Annotated in this window: 9 protein-coding genes and 1 pseudogene; 5 read left to right on the forward strand and 5 right to left on the reverse strand. The window is 57.4% G+C overall.

All coding sequences use genetic code 11. The features are described 5' to 3' along the window. Nucleotides 1-327 precede the first annotated feature (327 nt). Nucleotides 328-1,791 (forward strand): GTPase HflX, encoded by a 1,464-nt coding sequence (hflX, locus tag RDV48_03490; GenBank protein ID MDQ7821840.1) that lies wholly within the window; start codon nucleotides 328-330, stop codon nucleotides 1,789-1,791. A gap of 3 nt (nucleotides 1,792-1,794) precedes the next feature. On the opposite strand, the gene RDV48_03495 is transcribed toward hflX, so the two are convergent. Together RDV48_03495 and RDV48_03500 are read right to left on the reverse strand one after the other, a co-directional pair. Further along, the gene (locus RDV48_03495) at nucleotides 1,795-4,134 is read right to left on the reverse strand and encodes a SpoIIE family protein phosphatase (protein ID MDQ7821841.1); all 2,340 of its coding nucleotides are present in this window, start codon (nucleotides 4,132-4,134) and stop codon (nucleotides 1,795-1,797) included. A 166-nt stretch (nucleotides 4,135-4,300) separates the two neighbouring features. Then, nucleotides 4,301-4,978, reverse strand: coding sequence for a zinc metallopeptidase (locus RDV48_03500; protein ID MDQ7821842.1), 678 nt, complete (start codon nucleotides 4,976-4,978; stop codon nucleotides 4,301-4,303). Between the two features lie 153 nt (nucleotides 4,979-5,131). On the opposite strand from RDV48_03500, the gene RDV48_03505 reads away from it, so the two are divergent. Further along, nucleotides 5,132-6,028, forward strand: a complete 897-nt coding sequence (locus RDV48_03505; protein ID MDQ7821843.1) for an SDR family oxidoreductase — start codon at nucleotides 5,132-5,134, stop codon at nucleotides 6,026-6,028. On the opposite strand, the gene RDV48_03510 is transcribed toward RDV48_03505, so the two are convergent. Further along, the gene (locus tag RDV48_03510; GenBank protein ID MDQ7821844.1) at nucleotides 6,018-7,211 is read right to left on the reverse strand and encodes a M24 family metallopeptidase; all 1,194 of its coding nucleotides are present in this window, start codon (nucleotides 7,209-7,211) and stop codon (nucleotides 6,018-6,020) included. The genes RDV48_03505 and RDV48_03510 overlap by 11 nt on opposite strands. Nucleotides 7,212-7,868: 657 nt before the next feature. On the opposite strand from RDV48_03510, the pseudogene RDV48_03515 reads away from it, so the two are divergent. The 3 genes and pseudogenes from RDV48_03515 to RDV48_03525 all read left to right on the forward strand — a co-directional run bounded on the left by RDV48_03515 (nucleotide 7,869) and on the right by RDV48_03525 (nucleotide 11,025). After that, a pseudogene (locus tag RDV48_03515) lies at nucleotides 7,869-8,183 on the forward strand (lytic transglycosylase domain-containing protein). 323 nt (nucleotides 8,184-8,506) lie between these two features. Further along, on the forward strand, nucleotides 8,507-10,114 hold the full coding sequence (locus RDV48_03520) for a hypothetical protein (protein MDQ7821845.1): 1,608 nt from the start codon (nucleotides 8,507-8,509) through the stop codon (nucleotides 10,112-10,114). Next, entirely contained in the window at nucleotides 10,111-11,025 is a 915-nt protein-coding gene (locus tag RDV48_03525) for an exopolyphosphatase (GenBank protein MDQ7821846.1), read from the forward strand. Before RDV48_03520 ends, RDV48_03525 begins: the two co-directional genes overlap by 4 nt. Nucleotides 11,026-11,034: 9 nt before the next feature. On the opposite strand, the gene RDV48_03530 is transcribed toward RDV48_03525, so the two are convergent. Together RDV48_03530 and RDV48_03535 are read right to left on the reverse strand one after the other, a co-directional pair. Then, nucleotides 11,035-13,665 carry a tetratricopeptide repeat protein gene (locus tag RDV48_03530; GenBank protein MDQ7821847.1) on the reverse strand — a complete coding sequence of 877 codons (2,631 nt, stop codon included), beginning with the start codon at nucleotides 13,663-13,665 and terminating at the stop codon, nucleotides 11,035-11,037. 8 nt (nucleotides 13,666-13,673) lie between these two features. Then, on the reverse strand, nucleotides 13,674-14,621 hold the full coding sequence (locus RDV48_03535) for a sugar ABC transporter substrate-binding protein (GenBank protein MDQ7821848.1): 948 nt from the start codon (nucleotides 14,619-14,621) through the stop codon (nucleotides 13,674-13,676). Between the last annotated feature and the right edge of the window lie 151 nt (nucleotides 14,622-14,772).

The raw sequence follows: 14,772 nt of genomic DNA on the forward strand, positions 1-14,772 counted from the left end.
CTTGCTTTCCGGGTTTTCAATGCCCCAGGCCTCACAAAAGGTATGGGTTGCCCGATTGGTGCCATTTTCTAAATATCGGAGTCTGTTCCCATTTTTCCCCTTGATCGAAGTGGTTAATGCTGGTATAATTATTTCTGAATTTTCCTGAAGGGACGATGGACCACGAGCAAGGTAAAAGGGAACCTGCTGGGGCTCAAGCCCCGGCAGAAGCACCTGCTGGAGAAGATTTACGAGCGGCGCATCCCGCCCCGCCGCGTCATTACCCCCGAGGTGGCGCGATACCTCACTGAGCTTTCTCATGAACTGGGCAGGCAGGTGGGGATCCTTGTGGACCGCCGGGGCCACGTCTATGATGTCTTCGTGGGCGACGCGAAGGGCATCGAGATCTCGGGCCTGGGGCGCTACCGCGCGGGACGCTCCCGCTTCAGGGGGCTGCGCTTCCTCCACACCCATCTCCGGGGCGAGGAACTCAGCACCGATGACCTCATGGACCTGGCTCTCCTCAGGTTTGACCTCGTGGTCGCCCTTGAGGTGCTCCCTTCGGGTCTCCCCGGCCTTGTGCGCATGGCCCACCTTCTCCCCAGGGACTCACGGGAGAAGCTTTACGAGGTCCTCGAGCCTCTGTCGGTCCATGAGCTGGACCTTGACTTTCACCAGTTCATTGAGTCCCTCGAGGAGGAGTTCGCTCTTTCGGCAAAGAGCTCCGACATATTGGATGGAAGAAAGCGCGCCCTCCTTATCGGCGTCACGACGCGAAGCACGGAGAAGGCCAGGGAATCCATGGAGGAGCTCTCGGCACTGGCCGAGTCGGCAGGCATTGAAGTGCTCGAGACCATCATCCAGCGCAGGCAGACCATAGACAACCGCTACGTGATGGGGAAAGGGAAGATCAAGGAGATTTTCATCACGTCGCTCCAGCTCGGCGCCACCCTCATTGTTTTCGACAGGGAGCTCACGGGCTCGCAGATGAAGTCCATCTCCGAGGCCACGGACCTCGAGGTCATCGACAGGACGCAGCTCATCCTGGACATCTTTGCCCAGCGCGCCCGCTCAAGGGAAGGCAAGATCCAGGTGGAGCTCGCCCAGCTCAAATACTCTCTTCCCCGCCTCGTGCTGAAGGATGACTTTCTCTCACGCATCACAGGGGGCATAAGGGCCAGAGGGCCCGGCGAGACAAAGCTCGAGATTTACCGCCGCAGGATCAAGGAGCGTATCGACCGCCTCAACAGCGACATTGATGAGATTGTGAAGGGCCGCGATGAGCGCAGGAAGGCGAGGGAGAAAACGGGCATCCCCGTCCTCTCCCTCATCGGCTATACCAACGCGGGCAAATCCACGCTCCTCAACAGCCTCACCGAGAGCAGTGTCTTCGTGGAGAACCGCCTCTTCGCCACGCTTGATCCCACGACGCGAAGGCTTCGCTTCCCCCGTGAGCGGGAAGTAATAATCACCGATACCGTGGGCTTCATAAGGGAGATACCCCGCGATCTGCTGAGCGCTTTCCGCTCAACCCTCGAGGAGCTGCGCGAGGCCCACCTCCTCATTCACCTCTTCGACGCGAGCGGCCCGACCTTCAGGGAGCACATCAGCGCAGTCAACGACATCCTCCAGGAGCTTGCCCTGGACAATATCCCCCATCTCCTCGTGGGGAACAAGGCGGACAAGCTCACTGACGAGGAAAAGCAGCGCATAGAGGAGGAGCTGGGCTGTATCACTATAAGCGCCATAAAGAAGGAGTCCCTGGGCGTTCTCACCAGCCTTATGGAAAAAGAGATATGGAAAGACGCTTAGTGCTTATACCTTCATCACCACGAGGGTCATGTCATCCTTCTGCTCGAGGCCCTGGGTGAACACCTCAACTTCATCAAAGAGTGCGTCGAGGATCTCCTGGGCGGACTCGTCCTGGTGGACCGCCACAATCTTCTCGACGCGCTCGGTGCCGAAGAACTCCTTGCTCTCGTTCTCAGCCTCGACAATGCCGTCGGTCATGAAGATCAGGATATCCTTGGGATAGATCTTGATGCGGAACTCCTTGTACTTGATGTTGGGACGGAAGCCCAGAATGGGGCCCTTGCCCTTGAGCGGGCGGGCATTGAGCTCGGTTGCCCTGATGAGGAGCGGCGGGTTGTGGCCCGCATTGGTGAAGGCAAGGGTCTTGTCCGTGGCTCTGTAAGTGCAGTAAAAGAGCGAGGACATTTTTCCGAAGCTTACGAAATCGTTGTAAAGCACGTTGTTGATAGCCGTGACCACCTCGCATGGGGCGTCTATCTGGGAAGCCTGTGATCTCAGCACGCTCCTGAGGAGGCCCATGATTAGGGCGGCCCCCATGCCGTGCCCTGTCACGTCGCCGCAGGCAATGCCGATTGACCCGTCGGGCGTCGTGACAAAGTCGAAGTAGTCGCCGCCCACCTCGCTCGCCGAAATGCAGCGGCATGCTATGTCCGCACCCTTGACGGGCGGCGCTTTTTCCACAAGGAGGGCCTTCTGTATCTTTGAGGCGAGCTCAGCCTCGAGCTCCAGGCGCTTTGATTTCCTCACCTTTTCCATGAGCCTCATGGTGTAAAGGCTGATGAACGTGAGCTGCGAGAGGGCCATCATCATCTGGAGCTCCTGGGAGGTGAAGCTCTTTTTCTGGAGCTTCAGGACGCCGTAGTGGACATTTTCTCCCATCATGAGGGGGACGACGAGCGAAGAGGTGGTAAAAAGAGGCTTTTTTGCCTTGATCATGGCGTTTATCTCGCCTTCGTAGAGGCTTGGGGTCTCTTCGGGAGGATAGCAGAAGGCTTCACGTCCTTCGGGACCTGCCCGATCCTCCCTGTTGATCATGAGGACGCCGCGGGTAATGCTGAGGGGCTGGCATATCAGGGTGAGGAGGGAGTTTCCCCAGTCGGGACTCTCGCTGTCCTCTATGGATTTCTTGACGATGGTCCTGAAAGCCTCGAGGTGCGCCTCGGTCTGCGCCTGCTTTTCCTCGGGCGATGTGTAGGTGCTGATGAAGAAGATGCCCGTGATGAGAAAAAGAAAGGGAAAGATGTCAAGGTAAGTCGAGAAAGCCATAAATACCAGGACTGTCAGGACAAGGTAGGCAGCGGCGGCGGCAGGGAAAATCCTGCGCATTCCCCTGAGCGGCGAGTGGAAAAAGAGAAAGTAGCAGCCGCCGCCAAGGACGAGCAGGATGATGTCGTAAAGGATCACGGGGATGTGAAAGAGGACGGGGCCTTTTACCACCGAATAGAGAGCCTGTGCGAAGATCTCGCAGTCCGACATGATGCCGAGGGGCGTCATGGTGAAATAGCGCTCCATGGGATCGATTGAGCCCAGCAGTACGATTTTCCCCTCGATCTCGGCAGGCGGCACTTTCCCGCCGAGGAGCTGCTCCATGGAGAAGTAGGAATAGGTCCTGCTGGGCCTCGCGTTAAATCCCATGGTGGCCGAAGTGAAGTAATTGATGAAGAACTGGTTTTTCCCCTGGAGAGGAAGGCTCTTGGCAGTCCCCAGGGACACGGAGCTCCCCAGGATGGTGCTCGAGAACCTGATATCTTCTTTTTTTATCCTGTAGTAATGGGCGAGGGTCTCCAGCACAAAATGGTCATATTCCTTGCCTTCAACGTTTTCGCGCAGCGGAATGAAGCGCATCTTCACGTTTGAGCTCACCTCGATGAGCCCCAGGTCTCCTGCAACCTTTTCCAGGGCCTGGCCGGGGCTCCCTATGATCGTTGCCGTTTTCCCGCTCCGGTAAAAAAAGGCAGGGAACAGAAGGCTGCCCTGGGAAGAGGCGTCAGGAGGCTTCAGGCTCTTTGTATCAAGCGCCGGGGGAATGAAGTTGAGGGCAATCACGGCGGCCTTCTGGGAGCGGAGGATGTTGATGCTCTTGGTATAGGCTCCTTTAATCAGCTCAGTGTCTTTGTATTTTTTCTGCATTTCCTGGTAGGAGGGGATGGCGATGACGATGACAGGCGAGGGGGATTTCTTTGAAAGCTCCTCGTAGGTGCCCTTCAGAAGCGAGGAGCGCAGCTGAAGAAGCCTGTCAAGCCAGAGGTAATCAAAGCTGTCCAAGAGGGAAAGGTGGGTGATGACAAGCACGGCAAGCACCAGGACTGCGTAAAAGATGACATTGATTCTGAGTTTCTTCACCGTGCACTCCCCTGACGGAACACTCGAAAACCCTGCTGCCCAATAGTTCGAGGTAAGGGCCCGGTCTCCCTTCTCGCCGGCACTCTCCCCAAGGTTTCCGCCCTTTATTCAATAAAAGAGAGGCCCCCTTTGGCAGGCCTCTCACAGTTGCGGTACCTTCATTACCTCAGTCCCTGTTGCGGAGCGCCAGGAGGTAGAGAAGCTGCGCCACTGCCGTGAGGGCGGCGGCCAGATAAGTGAGGGCTGCCGCACCGAGCACATCGCGCACAGCCTTTTCCTCGTCTCTTCCGACAATTCCCTTTTCCGTGAGGAGCGCCACTGCCCGGGAACTGGCGTTGAACTCCACGGGAAGGGTGATGACATAGAAGAGGACCGCGCAGGAAAAAAGCAGGATTCCCAGGTTCAGCATGAAACCCGACTGAAAGGCAATGCCTATTACTGCCATGATCCACCCGGCGTTGCTCCCGAAGCCTGCAACAGGCACGAGGCTTGAGCGCAGCTGGAGGGGAAGGTAGCCCTGGGAGTGCTGGAAGGCGTGGCCCGTTTCATGGGCTGCAACGCCAACGGAGGCAAGAGAATTGCCCTCATAGACTTCCGGGGAAAGGGAAAGCCTCTTTCTCAAGGGATCATAGAAATCGCTCAAAAAGCCGCCTCCCTCCTCGACGGCCACGTCCTGGAGCCCTCCCCCGTTCAGAAGCTCCCTTGCCGCCTGGCTCCCTGTAAGGCCCGACCTTGCCGGCACCTGCAAGTATTTCTTGAAAGTTGTCTGCACCTTTATGCTCGCATAAAGTGAGAGAAGCACAAAGGGCATCACAATGATGAGGTAAAGGGGATCGAAAAACATAATGCTTCATCTCCTCTCTTTTCTCACTAAAGAAGCACCATAGCCATGATGCCCCCTTAATTTCTCCTTGTGACGATGCCATTCCTCTTGGAAAGATTCTGTACCCCGGGCAAGGAAGGTGAGAGAGAATCACTGCAAGAATAAGGAAGAGAGGTGATAAGCGTGGGAGCGACAGTGGTCACGGGCGCCAGTGGGCGCGTGGGAGCCTCGATAGTGAGGAAAGCCTCTGCACAGGGTCTCGAGCTTTGCGGCCTTTATCACTGCCGCTGCCTGACCTCTCCCGGCATCGAGGCGTACCAGGCCGATATTGCGGACAGGCGGTCACTTTTTACCCTTCTTGACAGGATAAGGCCTGAAAAGATTATCCACTGCGCCGCCATAGCTCATGATGACGAGGAGGAGCGCCTCAGGTGCGTCAACATAGAGGGAACAGCCAACCTTGCCGAGTATTGCAAAGCCCACGGCGCCTATCTTGTTCACCTCTCAACGGATCTTGTCTTTGACGGGGAGAAAGGCCGTTACCGCGAGGATGATGAGCTTTCACCCGTGGGAAGGTACCCCCTCTCCAAGGCCCGCGCCGAAGAGGCTGTCCGGGAAAGCGGAGCCCGGGCCTCAATAGCCCGTATCCCTATTAATTACGGATGGTCCCGCGACGGAACAACCTTTGCCGAGTGGATCCTCTCCAGGATGAGGCAGGGGGTGCAGGTCCCCCTCTTTGTCGATCAGTTCCGCTCCCCAATTTATCTCGGGAACCTGGCGGAAGCCCTCCTGGAGCTGGCCCGGCGGGAGTGCCCCGGGACTTTCCATCTTGCCGGGGCAGACAGGATTACCCGTTATGACTTTGGCCTCAGGATGGCCGATCTGTTCCGCTTCCCCCGCGAACTTCTCGCAGGAGTAAAAATGGAAGAGGTGGCCTACCGGGGGAGCCGCTCTAAGGACTGTTCCCTCGATGTCACCAAGGCGCGAAGCCTCCTTGCGACGCCTCTCCTCGGCGTCGAGGAGGGCCTCAGGGCCTTCAAAGAGGAGGAAGGGCAAGCGGTTATGCCATGAGGGGGACGACGGCCTGCTGAAGGGGCTGCCCAAAGACCTGGACGGTCCTGTTCCCCACATAGACGTCAATTTCGCTCCTCACGCCGAAGTCTCCCTCGAGGTAGATCCCCGGCTCCAGCGAGAAACAGCAGCCGGGGAGGATGAGGCGCTCGTCCTGGGTTTCCAGGTTGTCAATGTTGACGCCTGTGCCATGCACATCCTCACCGATTGAGTGGCCTGTCCTGTGGATGAACCTGGGGCCGTAGCCGGCGGCTTCTATGAGAGCTCTGGCCCTGTCATCGATTTCCCAGCCGCGGAGCTCCCTGCCGCCGGTGACGCGCTCTTCCACAAGGGCCAGCGCGCTTTCGCGGGCTCTTTTCACGATATCAAATACCGCCGAATATTTTGGCGGCACCTCGGTGCCTGCGAAGGCAGTCCACGTGATATCGCCATAGACGGCCAGAGGAGCGTCCTTCTTCGCCCAGATGTCCAGCAGGATGAAATCGCCGGCCTTGAGGGCTTTGGAGGAGCCCTCAAGGGGTTCGTAATGGGGATTGGCAGTGTGCTCGTTGAAGGCAACCACCGGGTAGTGATGGGTGATGAGGGAGCGCTCTCTGAAGCGCTCGAGCACAAACTGCTGGAGGGAATATTCCGAGGCCGTGAGGTTCTCCGCTATGTGGCGCCTTATCTCTCCGAAGGTGAGATCCACGATCCTCCTGAGGTCTTCCACCGCCTCGCGGTGGCTTGCGAGCTGAGACTCCGTGAGGAGAGACTCGAATCGCTGTATGAGATCGGCAGAGGAGACGATATCGACGCCGAATGAGCGGATAAGCTCTATGGTGCCCCCGTCCACGGTCGAGACATAAGGGATGGCGTTCATGGGGGAATATTGCATGGCCACTCTTCTCGCCCCATGGAGTGCCTCCCTGAGGCTGCGGTGAAGCTCTTTCCATGAGAGATAGATCTTTTTTTCTCCCGGCAGGGCGTCAAGCTGCCCCTCCTCGATGATATGCACGATCTTCACCGGTTCCCTGCGGGCCGGGAGGTAGTAGAACCATCGGCGCGTAGAGGCTCCCTTTTCTTCGAGACGGAGCACCCTCGACGCATAGGGATCGCTTCCCCGGAAGCTGCAGAAAAGCCAGCCGTCAAGGTCCATCTCTGCAAGGGTTTTCTGGATATCCTCAATATGGGTTAAGACAGTCATGGTTCCTCCTTTTCAAGACAATAATCCCCCAGAGGGCATACGATGACTTTTTCACCAGGGAGCAGGATAATCCCTCTGCTGCCATGGTGGTGCGAGAATTCTCTTTTCCGGGGCAGGTAAAAAGGAAACTTCATAGAATCTCTAGAATCTCCGGGTTGGCTTTGAAAAGAGCCAGCAGGCCTCTGGCATAAAAGGCAAATCTCTGCTAAGATAAAAAGGGGGCCTCCCGCCACACTGTGAAAATGGGGTGATAGTATGAAAGGATCGTTCCTCTCTGGAACAATAGGAGCCATGATGCTCCTGACAACGGCGCTCTGCCATGCAGGAGGCGATGTGCAGATCTACCGCTCATCGAAAATGGACACCCAGGGCAACGAGGTGCTTGTCATTACCAACAGATCCGCCCAGAATATTGACCGGTATGTGCGCCGGACCGGCAGCGGCAGTTATATTTACAAAAATTACACTTCTCTTACCCCCAGAAGCGCTTCCACAGTTCCCGCAGCGCCTTCGTCGCCGGCAGCCCTCAGGGGACCTTACTCCGATTATGACGTGTCACACAGCGCGAACAGCAGCAGATATCTGGAGCCCATAATCGTGCCTTATCCCGGCACAGCAGGCGGGACAATAGATATCGCACCAATAATTTTCATGGAGGCACGGCGCTATAACGTCGATCCAATTCTTGTGAAGACCGTGATCAAGTACGAGTCAGGATTCTGCCCCTCGGCCATCTCGCCGGCCGGTGCCTGCGGCCTCATGCAGCTCATGCCGGGCACTGCCGAGGCGCTGGGGGTGAGCGATGTCTTTTCACCCCATCAGAATATATCGGGAGGGGTGCAGTACATCAGGCGCCAGCTCGACAACTTCGGCAACAACGTGGCCTATGCGCTGGCAGCCTATAATGCCGGCCCGGGAGCCGTCTCCACTTACGGCGGCATTCCGCCCTTCGAGGAGACGCGGAATTACGTGAACATGATTCTCTCCGACTATCTGCAGGAGGCGAGGGTCACCAGGAAGCGCACCGGCACTGCTACGGCAGTAACGGCTCCATACCGCGAGCCCAGGAAGATTGACGTGATATCAACGCTCTCCAGGATGCAGAATACTGCAGGGGACGCCGGAAGCCGGGGCATCCCCGCGGGGGGAGAGAGGGCGGCACAGGAATCGTCACAGGTTCTTCCCCTCACGGGAAGCCAACCGTCGCAGCAGAACCTGCTGGAGAACAGGCTGACTGTTCAGGGGAATCCTTTTGAAAACAACCCGTCGGTGAAAGTACCCGGTTATTAGGAGTCATGAAGAGCGACAGAGTGCTTTTTTACGCACCGGTGAGGGCTTGTTGCGCCGCCATTCATTGCCGCGTCCCATGCCTTGTCCTTGCCCTCTATCTCCTGGCGATTTTTTCTTCATTGGGGGCATATTCCCAGCAACAGAGCCCTCAGGAGAATGACAAGGCCCCTCTCGCGCTTCCTTCGTCCTCATCGATCCTCTGCACTGTTGACTTTACCAAGGCTATGGGGGATTTCCCCGGAGGCTCCATCGTAATGGCCTTCCCGGCAGACTCCTCGAGGGGTGGGGAAGCCGGGGCAGGGCCTGTCGATGTGGTGAAAGCTTCAGGTCTTGACGTGATGCAGCTTGAAATAGCAGAGGACTTTTACAATGTCTTTCCCGATAAAAGCCTGGATCCTTCGGCTCCCGGGAGCTATCGCTTTGCCGATCTTGATAACACCATCATGAAGGCCAGGGAACAGAACCTCTCTCTGGTATTCTCCTTCAAAGCTTCCCGGTTTCCCGACGATGTGGGAAAATTCAGAACGCAGCTTGAGCAGGTGATGAAGCACCTTTGCATTGCCCTGGGTCCCGGAAAGGCTCTCAAGGCTTTTCTCTTTGACGCCCGGCCCGATGAGCCCGGTTCATACTGGAACGGCAAGGACGATGAATGCCTCCGCCTTTACACGCTTTTTGCAAGGTCAGCCCGAAAAATCGATTCTTCAATCCCCGTGGGGGGGTGCGGCTTTCTCAATGTCTTTGCCGGCGAGAGCGAAGGCACCTTCAAGGACGTCTCACCACGGCTCCTCCAGTGGATTGACGGTATCACACGGGATAAGGTGCCATGCGATATGCTCTTTTTCCGCCATTGTGGCTTGATCCCTTACGGATTTTTCCTTGTGACCCGCACCCTCGAGGAGAAAGTGCTCCGTGGCCGCCCTTCCCTCTCGACCCTGTTCAGCAGGCCAAAACTCTATTGTGCCATAGAGGCCCTCCCTGAAAAGGCTCCGTCTCTTTTCAGGGCAACGGTAACAGTCAATGCCCTCATATGTGCCATCAAGGGCGGTGCAAATTATGTGGCCATAACAAATGGCTCAGGTGAGGTGAGCGATCCCCTCACGGCGGCACTCAAGGAGTGCTGCAATTTTTCGCGGTATCCTGTGCAGCTGGAGACAGTGGGGCTTGACCGCCTCTGCTTCATTATCATGGCCTGCCGCTCAAAGGATGGGAAGTCGCTGTTCTTTACCCTGAGCGGCAACAATCCTACAAGCTACCTGCTCTCCGGTGAGGGAGGCGAAGATAAGGCTGCCATGGAGAAAGAGTACCGCGCATATGTTGACACCTTTACCGAAAAAGTATTCCCTCCCCTTTACGAGCGCTATCATCTCAACATAGAGGGCCTCCCCTGGGGAGGGCAGCCCATCCTTCTCAGGAGGTACATGCTGGAAGGGCAGAACGGGCTTCGCCTCGCTGAAGAGAAAGTCCTTGCGGGGAACAAGCAGTTCTACTTCAACAAGAACTTTACCCAGCCCGGAATACAGTTTCTCCACCTGGAGGTGCAGGAGAAGCCGAAAGAGGAGAAGGCGCAGCCTTCTCCGGTGAATCCTCAGGAAAAGAAGGGAGTGGTGCCATGAGGCTCCTTACACGGTCTGATTTTGACGGTCTCGTATCGGCAGTGCTGCTGAAAGCCGCGGGAGTCATCTCGAGCAGGCAGTTTGTCCATCCCAAGGATGTGCAGGATGGGCTCGTGGAGGTCTTCGAGGACGATGTCCTTGCAAACATCCCCTATGTAAAAGGCTGCGGACTCTGGTTTGATCACCATTCAAGCGAACAGGAAAGGCTGGGCAATCTGGGGAGTTTCAAGGGCGCTTATGAGGTCGCTGACAGCACCGCGAGGGTCATCTTCAACTATTATGGAGGTCATGAGAAGTTCGGCCACCACTATGACGATCTTCTTGAGGCGGTAGACAAGTCCGACGCCGCCAAGTTCTCCATGGATGAGGTGCTGCACCCCCGGGGCGGCGTCCTCCTCTCTTTCATCATTGACGCCAGGACAGGCCTGGGACGCTACAAGGATTACCGCATCAGCAACTATGACCTCATGGATAACCTTATCGATTACTGCCAGACCTTGAAGATCGATGATATCCTGGAGCTGCCCGATCTGAAGGAGCGCACAGTGCGCTACATTGAGCACCAGCATTGGTTCGAAGAGCTGCTGCGCAAGCACTCGACCCTCGAGGGGAACGTGATCGTCACCGACTTCAGGGGCCTTGCCGAGACGCCTTCGGGGAACAGGTTTCTGGTCTATACCCTCTTTCCGGGAGGGAACATCTCGCTGCGGGCCTTTGACGGGAAGCTCAAGAATATTGTCTTTGCCGTGGGGCACAGCATTTTCCTCAGGACCTCGAGGACCGATGTGGGAAGCCTCATGCTCCGTTACGGCGGCGGCGGCCACCAGAAGGCCGGCACGTGCCAGGTGCCGGTTGGTGAAGCCGACAGGGTCCTCAAGAAACTCGTGGAGGCCATGAAGCGTGACGGGTGACAGGCGGTGCTATCGGAGTCCGTCCCCTTTCATGTGCTCCAGGATTTTCCCTGCCATCGTGTAACACTCGCCTGCCTTGGCTTTCTCGCCTCTCTCTCTGAAGGCGTCGCCAAGGATGGTGTAGAGCCTTGCAAGCGAAATGGTGAGATATGAGCCGTTGCTGCTCATCAGGTCCAGCTCGTTCCGCACCTCATCGAGCCTTCCCGCATTGAAGAGGGCCATAATGAGGCCCCCGGAGATGAAGACCGGTGCGGCGGGATTTTCAAGGCTCCTGAGGGCAATTCCTTTTCTGTAGGCTTCTATGGCCTTCTCATACTCCTTCATTTTCAGCAGCAGGGCGCCGCGTCTTCCGTGGGCATAGATGATGCGCTCGGCTCCCGTGGCATTCAGCATGTCAAAGTCTTTTCCCTGAGGGTACGCGGTCCCCGGTGAAAAGCTCCGTGCGTAGAGATCCTCAATATATCCTGGGTGGCCCGGCATCAAGGTTTCCATCAGGGCAAAATCAGGCTTTCCTCTTATCCCTGCGATGAGAGCCCTCAGGGTGAGCGGTAAGGTCTCCCGCTCAGAGGCATTGGCGCTTTCAAGAAAGGCTTCATAAGCCTTGAGGGCCGCCGCACCATCGCCTGATTTCTCAAGAGCCCATGCCCTGAGGAAGAGAAGCCCCGCCGGAGCAGGCTTCACGGAAAGCCCCCTTCCGACCTCTTCAAGGGCTTCCCTCGCGATGGATGCGCGCTGGTATCCCTGGCCCGAGATGGCAAAGAGCCTAAAGAGGCAGCACACTATCTCGTTTCCCCCCCCCATCAGCGAGGAGAGCTCTCTGCGCGCCCCTTCATAATCGCCTCTGGCAAGCGCTGCCCGGGCTTTATAATAACGGGGGAAGCACCCCGGGCCGGTGGTGGGGCTTTCCCCGAGGGTCTCTGCACCTGTCCACTTATCCGCCAGGCCTCCATTGAAAGCCTCCATGAGCCCTGGGGCTGACGGGGCGAGGGTTTTCAGCAGGGCCCATCCCCTGAGCTCCCCGTTCCTTATGAGGAGCGCCGGCTTGTTGAGGTGAAAGGGAAGAAGCCCTGGTGAAGGGACTTTCCTCGCCCGGGGCATGTCATGATAGGTGCCCACCGTTCCCGCCACGGGCCTGAGGGCTTCAATCTCATCGACTTCGACTACCGTGAGGGTCCCCACGGTGACTCTTGCTCCATCCTTTCCCATTCCGCTGATATCCCCCCCGGGGGTGAGAGCAAGGTCAGAAGTGCCTCCGGGGATGATGATCCCTGTGGAATATCCTTCAGGAGTCACAAGGTCTCTCTCTTGCCTGAGAGTGAACGAGGCGGTCCTGGTGAGGGAGGACCGACCATCCTTCCACACTCTTACCAGGCAGGTGCCGGCAAGGGCGCCGTCGAGAGCCTTCCCTGTAGGGATGGTGCTCGCGCGGAGGAACTCGAAGAGATAAATGAGGGCATTACCCCTGTCTTCGTCCCTGAGAAGCTCTGCAAGGGGGAGATAGGCTTCGTAGCTCCGGGAGGGATCGCCGCCGAGGCTCTCCCGGAGAAGGCGGAGGGCCTCTCTGCGGTTCTCTGCCCCGAGGCCGAGGAAAAGGAGAGACCGGGAGCGCAGCAGGTTCATGGGGCCCCACGATGACAGGGGGGGGCACAGGCCAAGGGCTTTTTCAAAGTAAGGGCGCGCCGCGGTGAGCGAGCCCTCCCGTGCGAGGAGGTATCCCACATTGAAATTCAGAAAAGCGTTCAGGGGCTGCCTTTTAAGGGCCTCACCGGCCATTTCCCTGGCTTTCCCGATGTCGCCCTGTCTCTCATGATAGAGGGAGCACCATGAGAGGGCCTCGATCACTGAAATAATGGAGTCACCGCCCTCATTGAGGGCTTTTTCGTAAAATGGCCTTTCATCGTCCTCTCCCCAGGCCATGACTGTGGCGCGGAGCTCATCGTTTTTTACAAGCTCCAGTCCCGTGTCGGTGAAGACCTGCCGCTCTCCCTTTCCTGCTGCGAAGAAGGAAGTGCAGGGACTGCCTGCCATCGCGCTCCTGAAAGCAGCGGCGCGGGCTTCGCCGGTTCCGGGAAGAAAAAGCTCCCGTGGCGAGAAAAGTGATCGGGAGAGGAGAAAGCCCGCTCTCTTGAGGTCTCCCTCCCTTGCTGCAAGCGAAGCCAGCAGGAAGGCGGACTTTGCTGCCGGCAGTGAAGGGCCTTCCAGGCCTCCCGAGGCTTCAATGGGCAGGCTGCCGCTTCGGGGAGCCTTCAAAATCGCTGAAGAAAGCCATTTGGTGGCCTCATGGCCATGGCCGAGGGAGTAGTGGGCAAGGCCCACCATGAAGAGACCCGGGGCATACCCGGGGGAAAGTTTCGCCTCTTCTTCAAGGTAATAGAGTGATTTTTCCCTCAGCCCCCTTTCCCAGTAAAGGTTTCCCAGCTTAAGCCACACCGGGGCCATGGCAGGGTCTATACGCAGGGCCTTTTCCCATTCCAGCAGCGCCTCGCCAGCCTTCCCCTGGCGGAACAGGGAGTCGCCAAGCCTTTCATGCATGGATGCCCCTTGCGGGGAGGCTTCAGAGTCCTGGCCGGCCATAAGGGTGCCGGTCAGGGAAAGGATCAGCAGGAAACTCAGGAACAAGGCGGGCATTTTTTTCTTCATGGGGCCTCCTATTGAAAGGGGAGCTTGAATTTTTCCCCTGTCACAAGCTCGGTTTTGGTCATGATGCGGGGAGGCACCTGCTCTCCCCGGAGGGCTTTCAGGAGATTTTCGACGCCGAGAGCGCCCATCTCATAAGGGCTCTGGGTGACCGTAGCGTTTATCTGCCTTTCTTTCACCGCCTTGAGCCCCTCCTCAGAAGCGTCGAACCCTGCAATGAGTATTTTTTGCTTCAGGACCACCTTGGCTGCGTCGGAGACGCCCAGGGCCATGAGGTCATTGAGGGCGAAAGCGCCCTTGATGTCAGGGTGGGAGTGGAAGGTCTCCCTGGCGATCTCAAAGGCCTTGGTTCTGTTGAAGTACGCCGGCGGCGCGGTGATGATTCTGATTTTCGGGGAGCCCTGCAAGGCCTCCTTGAAGCCCTGGCGCCTCAGGTTCCCCGTGAAGCTGTCGCTTTTCCCTTCCAGCAGCAGCAGGGACCCTTCATGGTTGATTTTTTCGGCGAGGTATTCTCCTATGTGTCGGCCTCCCTTCAGGTTGTCGCTTGTTATAAGCGAGAGAACCTGGGCACCCGTCTCCTTCGCGAGCTTTTCATCGATGCCCGTATCAAGGAGGATCACGGGGATCTTGAGGCGGTTGGCCTTCAGTATAAGGGGCATGCATCGTTTTTTCCCCTCGGGGACAATGAGAATCCCCTCGATCCTGGTGTCCAGGAGCCTGTCTATGAGCATGGCGTTTTCCTCGGCATCGAGGCGGTCCTGGACCAGGATGGTGGCCTTGATGCCGCGGGCTTCGGCCGTCTCCCTGATCCCCTTCTCCATGTCGCTGAAATAGGGATTCATCGATGATTTCAGGACGGCGCCGATCATGGAAGTTTTTGCCGGTCCCGACCCCTTCCCGCACCCCCAGAGAAGGCAGAGCAGGGAAAAACACAGTATCGTGAGAGGAAATTTTTGCATCGGCAGGCCCTCCCTCCATGACTATTCTTCCCGGGTACCAGGAGTCCTCTTGCCCCGCATCATCCCAGGACCCATCGAGGGCGGTGGCACCGGAATTTTTCTTTGGGAGTTGACAACCTGGGGGGACCTCTCTATAATTATCACCTGACTA

This window comes from Candidatus Eremiobacterota bacterium (assembly GCA_031082125.1).
Classification (GTDB): domain Bacteria; phylum Vulcanimicrobiota; class CADAWZ01; order CADAWZ01; family Ess09-12; genus Ess09-12.